The following is a 5,083-nucleotide window of genomic DNA, read 5'->3' on the forward strand; positions in this document are numbered from 1 at the left end:
TCGTCGGGTAGCTACTCGTTATGAAAAACGAGCCGAAAACTACCTAGCAATGCTGATGATTGCGGCGATTCTTATCTGGTTAAAATAGCTCATTACGCTACATCCAGACTTTGCAGATACGCCCTAGCCATTTTTTCAAATTGTGTTGAGCATGATTTTTAAAATGGCTGGCTGAGTTTGAGAAGGAATGTCTATCTGATGAAATTGGTTGTTACTCTACACACGAGATCGTTAAGTTAAGAAAAACTAGCAGCACTGAGTAAGGAAGTGCGATCGCGCTTGTTGAAGTTGCTTGAGTGGGCGATCGCAATCGCACAGAACATCAAGGTTATTGTTTAAATCTATAGTCAAATTGCTTAGGCTACTATAAAGTCAATCTCAAGCATGGATTCCTATGACTATCTTGCCAGAAATTGAAGCAGCTATTAAACAATTGCCCGAAAGTGATGTTCGTCAACTCTCCGTTTGGCTGCAAGGGTATTTAGACGAAATGTGGGATAGGCAAATTGAAATCGATCTAAAATCGGGAAAGCTGGATAAGCTGATTGCCAAAGCCGAAGCTGATATCGCAGCCAATAGAGTCAGAGATATTGATGAAATCTTTCACAACACCTGACTTTTGGGCAACCTATGCAGAACTATCTCCAGAGATGAAGGAACAAGCGCAAAAAGCGTATCAACTTTGGCAAGAAAATTCACTGCATCCGTCTTTACACTTCAAAAAAGTAGGTAGAAACTTGTGGTCTGCGCGAGTTAGTGGTGGTTATCGAGCATTGGCTTTGAAGAAGGGTGACGACTATTATTGGTTTTGGATTGGCAGCCATGACAAGTATGAAGCACTGTTAAATTAACTACTTGTTAAGGAAGACCAAAGGAGATCGGAGCGCACTTATGACTAATATAAAAGCGGCTATTCTCAAGACAGGTATTACAGCATGGATTTTTGAACAACACGCCCAGCGCTTGGCGCGATTAATGAATGTTGAGATTAGCGATCACGTTTGCCAATACAATTATCTACTGGGTTTGAAAAGTTCAGAGCCGCTAACACTGCCTTTAGACTGTTTAATGAGTACGCTGTTTAACTATAAACTCACAAAGATAGTTAAATCGGAGATTCAGGCGATCGTCAAACGGTAGTCAAACATAGTCATAAAAGGACATTCATTTACAAGTTTAAAATTGTAAATAAACCTCAAAAAGCCGTTTTACAAAGGGTTTTACTCTAAGCCGATGGCGGGATTTGAACCCGCGGCCAACTGATTACGAATCAGTTACTCTACCACTGAGCCACATCGGCACACGATTTACTATATTATCAGTTTTAAATCATCATGGTCAAACAACCTAATAACAAACGTTTTACGAGCGACCAATACGATCGCCTAAAAGCTGAAGCCGCCGCACCTTATCGGGGACTGCGAAGATTTATTTATATAGCTTTTGGTGCTTCGGGATTTGTGGGCGCACTTGTGTTTTTAGCGCAAATAGCTGCCGGAAAAGAGGCGGATGCGCCGCTATCAAACCTCGCCTTGCAAGTAGGAGTTGTCGCTTTAATGGTTTTGCTGTTTCGTTGGGATAAAGAATCTCCAAAGCTCCCTAAATAAGTAAGATTGCCTCAATTGCGTAATTCTACTTACAATCTGTTACTTAACTTAAAAAATAAACATACAAAAGCAAGAAACATAAAGAAATTATTAGAGAATCCACTTAATTCCGTAGCTACTGTAACAATAGAAATTAATTGAAACAGGGTTAGCCAATTTAAAAACCCTGAACATAAAACCAACATATTAAAATCGGGTCAATTATATACAAGACCCAGCCCATAATAAAACCAGAACGCCAGAGTGTCCAATTGGACACTCTGGCGTTTTTTCAATTGAAATTAAGGAACTCGGACAACATAAGGAGATGCGATCGCAGGAGCGCGTCCAGTATTTACCAAAGCTTGATAGACAAAGGCTGCAACTTCGGCGCGTGTAGCATCACGATTGGGATTCAACTGCGTAGGTATAGGATAATTCACCACCAATTGCCGTACTGTTGCCGCCGATACTGGCTCGATGCCATATTTGGGAATTTCGGCAGCATCAGCATAAATAGACAAAGCATTCGGATTAGTTGACTTCAAACCTAAGCCATTAGCCAAAGAAACTAGCGATTGTACCCTAGGAATTGCTTGCTGGGGTTGAAATAAACCGCCCGGATACCCGGCAACAAAACCGCCCCGGTAAGCTGTTTGAATGGCTCCGTAAGCCCAGAAATTTTGATTTACATCCTTAAATTGTTGCGCCTCTCGTTGCGATGGCGGCGCAAAAGCTTTACTGATAATAGTGGCAAACTGAGCGCGGGTCACTGGGTCTGTGGGTTTAAACGAGCCATCAGGAAAACCAGCAATTACATCTCTAGCAATTAAAGCTTCAATATAAGGTTGCGCCCAATAGCCCTGAATATCGCGGAATGTACCTTGTCTAATTGCCGGACGATTTATAGTCGCAGCCCCAAAAGTCACATTACCAGAGATTTTTTCTGGCTCGATATCGTTACCCGTTGCCGCAATGGTATTACCGCGAGTTGAATTGTAGACATCATACCGAGTATTGTTGCGAATGAAATTATTTCCTGGATTTTCTGCCGTACCAAGATCGGGTTGGGCGCTGGCAGTAATTACCACACCATCTTGCTTGCTATTTTCAATAAAATTACCGCGTAGCGTAGGACGAGCGGAATCGGAAATAAACAAGCCTACTCGATTCTGGTAAAGTTGGTTATTTAAAATCGCCGGAGTCGAATTACCACCAACAGCTAAACCAAAACCAGTATCTAAAAATAGATTATTGCGAATCTGACCGCTTGCAGTTCGAGCTACAGAAATACCATTGCCGCTATTTTGCGTAAAAACATTATTTTCAATGGTGGGGTTAGCAGTACCAGTTACAAAAACACCATCGCGGTTGTTAATCGTAAAAGTATTGTTTCTGACGGTAGGATTTGTTGACTCAATCCACAATCCCGTACCGCGACTACTGGGATTAGCAACAGTAACTCCAGAAACCGTACTACCAGATTCAGGGCGAATTGTAACGTTTTGACGGGCGAAAGTAGGACTAACATAATTACCGCTACCGATAATTACCCTAGTTTGACCCTTGGTAGATTCATCGCCAAGCAAAGTTACGCCAGACTTGACATTCAAAGGGAAAACTTCGCCAGTAGTCGCGCTATAAATCCCTGGCGCTAGTTGAACAACGGTTCCTGGTTGTGCTTGATTAAGCGCCGAGGAAATCGTTTTGTAAGGCGCTTGAGCGCTACCTGTGCCATTATCAACACCATTTACTGGATCTACATAAATAACCGTTCCACTTGTAGGATTTTGGTTAGTGGTAGGCGATGGTGTAACCGTAGGGGTAGGCGATGGTGTTGCTGAGGGTGTGGATGTGGGGTTAGACGATGGTGTTGGTGTAACCGTAGGGCTGGATGTTGGAGTTGCTGAGGGTGTGGATGTGGGGACAACTACAGGTGTTGGTGTAGCTGAGGGTGTGGATGTGGGAACAACTACAGGTGTTGGTGTAGCTGAGGGTGTAGGCGATGGTGTGGAAGTAGGTACAGTTGGGACAACAACTTGAGCAATGGGAGATGCGATCGCATTAGTCTTGAGTACTATTGCTCCACCGCCAACAAGTAACGTTGCTGTGAGTACTGCTTGTAAAGGTAAAGGAGTACTTTTAAAGTTCTTCGATTGATGGCTGTTAAAACCCTGTTTAGGCATTGTGCTTGCTAATCTTAATGTCTTGAATTACGTTACGTTGATTTGGTAAAAAGAAAAAAACATTTTACTTTTCTTTAACAAAAAAAGTAACTGAGCTTTAGAGTATCGCAGTAAAAGCCTACAACCAAGGCATTTAGGGTAGAGTTCTCAAGATATACTCAGATAAGGCGATCGCCTTATCTGAGTAAGCAAAAATAATTACCTCTAGAATACTTAGATAATAGGCAAGATTCGATCTTGTATAAACTACAGCTTCAGCATGATGGCGCAACTAATTGTCAACAACTATCGTCAATAAAACAATGCCTTGAGTATATTAAGCAAATGCCATTTTTGTTATCATCCCTACGTCGAAGCTTAGTTTTATCAGTAGTTCTTGCTTTGGTTTTATCTAGCGGGAGTGCTTTTGCAGCAGAACAAGTGGTACTGAAATACCGCATTTTACGGTCATCAATTCCTGTCAAAGAACTAACAAATTTTGCCCAAACTGGTAAATTGTCAACATCATTGCGAGTTAATTTAGCTTTGGCAAAGCAAGATCCAAAAGCAGTTCGCCAGTACCTAACTGAATCTGTTGCAGTTAATCCAATACTATTAGATCGAGTATTAAATAGCCCTGTTGGAAATGTTATTCTCGATCAAATTAGTGAAGCAATACATACCCCGTCACGCACGGCTGATCGCCAAGCATTAAGAGCAGCAATAATTTTATCTGCAAGTAGCGATCGCTCAGGTAGTGGCGCTAAAAACAATAATATTAGCCTGATTGAGATAATTCAAAACTATCCTACTCCAGAAGTCGAAGTTGACGGGGAAGTTTTAGAGCGTGCTTATCGCCAATTGCGCCAACTAGAAGGCAATTTGCAAGACTTGCTACTAAAGATTCCCTTGTAGTTTGTAATGCTCAACTTCTGATTACATATAAAGTTCTACAACTTACTGCAAGCGCAACGAATAATGATGAAACACCTCATCTTTCGCATACCCCAGTGATTCGTATAGCGCTTGCGCCCCATGATTTGATTGCTGTGTTGCAAGGCTTATCCGGATTGCTCCAGTTTCCTCAGCATACTGCCTTGCGATCGCCATAAGTGACCGTGCTATTCCCTGGTTTCGGTGTGAAAAAGTAACAAATAGATCGTTCAAAATCCAAATTCGTTTCATAGACACAGACGAGAAACTAGGATAAAGCTGGGTAAAGCCCACAATTTGATCGCGGCTGCTTGCAGCAAAAATCATCGAGTCGCAAGATTCAAATCGCTCTTTCAAAAATAACCTCGCACTATCAAGATCTGAAGCTTGGTGATAGAA

General features: G+C 41.9%; 7 protein-coding genes and 1 tRNA gene. 5 read left to right on the plus strand and 3 right to left on the minus strand.

Features of this window, described 5'->3' with window-relative positions; all coding sequences use genetic code 11:
• The first annotated feature begins 394 nt into the window (after nt 1-394).
• Genes AC2VE5_RS23970 through AC2VE5_RS23980 form a run of 3 tightly spaced genes read left to right on the plus strand, consistent with a single transcriptional unit; the run spans nt 395 to nt 1,140 of the window.
• The gene (locus AC2VE5_RS23970) at nt 395-616 is read left to right on the plus strand and encodes a hypothetical protein (protein ID WP_486890151.1); all 222 of its coding nucleotides are present in this window, start codon (nt 395-397) and stop codon (nt 614-616) included.
• Entirely contained in the window at nt 594-851 is a 258-nt protein-coding gene (locus AC2VE5_RS23975) for a ParE family toxin-like protein (RefSeq protein WP_486890152.1), read from the plus strand. Before AC2VE5_RS23970 ends, AC2VE5_RS23975 begins: the two co-directional genes overlap by 23 nt.
• A 40-nt stretch (nt 852-891) precedes the next feature.
• The gene (locus AC2VE5_RS23980; RefSeq protein WP_486890153.1) at nt 892-1,140 is read left to right on the plus strand and encodes a hypothetical protein; all 249 of its coding nucleotides are present in this window, start codon (nt 892-894) and stop codon (nt 1,138-1,140) included.
• A gap of 88 nt (nt 1,141-1,228) precedes the next feature.
• On the opposite strand, the gene AC2VE5_RS23985 is transcribed toward AC2VE5_RS23980, so the two are convergent.
• Nucleotides 1,229-1,300 (minus strand) — tRNA-Thr (locus tag AC2VE5_RS23985).
• Between the two features lie 34 nt (nt 1,301-1,334).
• On the opposite strand from AC2VE5_RS23985, the gene AC2VE5_RS23990 reads away from it, so the two are divergent.
• Nucleotides 1,335-1,607, plus strand: coding sequence for a DUF3493 domain-containing protein (locus AC2VE5_RS23990; RefSeq protein ID WP_486890154.1), 273 nt, complete (start codon nt 1,335-1,337; stop codon nt 1,605-1,607).
• A gap of 281 nt (nt 1,608-1,888) precedes the next feature.
• On the opposite strand, the gene AC2VE5_RS23995 is transcribed toward AC2VE5_RS23990, so the two are convergent.
• A complete protein-coding gene (locus AC2VE5_RS23995; RefSeq protein WP_486890155.1) occupies nt 1,889-3,772 on the minus strand; it encodes a DUF1565 domain-containing protein in 1,884 nt (627 codons plus the stop codon).
• Between the two features lie 324 nt (nt 3,773-4,096).
• Between AC2VE5_RS23995 and AC2VE5_RS24000 the strand changes: the two genes are divergently transcribed.
• On the plus strand, nt 4,097-4,666 hold the full coding sequence (locus AC2VE5_RS24000) for an alpha/beta hydrolase (protein ID WP_486890156.1): 570 nt from the start codon (nt 4,097-4,099) through the stop codon (nt 4,664-4,666).
• A 42-nt stretch (nt 4,667-4,708) separates the two neighbouring features.
• Here the strand turns inward: AC2VE5_RS24000 and AC2VE5_RS24005 are convergent.
• Nucleotides 4,709-5,083: GNAT family N-acetyltransferase (locus tag AC2VE5_RS24005; RefSeq protein WP_486890157.1), on the minus strand; the 375-nt coding region annotated here is incomplete at its 5' end.

The sequence above is a fragment of the Aliterella sp. E5.1 genome (assembly GCF_057473825.1).

Bases quoted from the DNA above. Each gene is read 5' to 3' on its own strand.
- AC2VE5_RS23970 (WP_486890151.1), top strand. From the start codon at position 395: ATGACTATCTTGCCAGAAATTGAAGCAGCTATTAAACAATTGCCCGAA.
- AC2VE5_RS23975 (WP_486890152.1), top strand. From the start codon at position 594: ATGAAATCTTTCACAACACCTGACTTTTGGGCAACCTATGCAGAACTA.
- AC2VE5_RS23980 (WP_486890153.1), top strand. From the start codon at position 892: ATGACTAATATAAAAGCGGCTATTCTCAAGACAGGTATTACAGCATGG.
- AC2VE5_RS23990 (WP_486890154.1), top strand. From the start codon at position 1,335: ATGGTCAAACAACCTAATAACAAACGTTTTACGAGCGACCAATACGAT.
- AC2VE5_RS23995 (WP_486890155.1), bottom strand. From the start codon at position 3,772: ATGCCTAAACAGGGTTTTAACAGCCATCAATCGAAGAACTTTAAAAGT.
- AC2VE5_RS24000 (WP_486890156.1), top strand. From the start codon at position 4,097: ATGCCATTTTTGTTATCATCCCTACGTCGAAGCTTAGTTTTATCAGTA.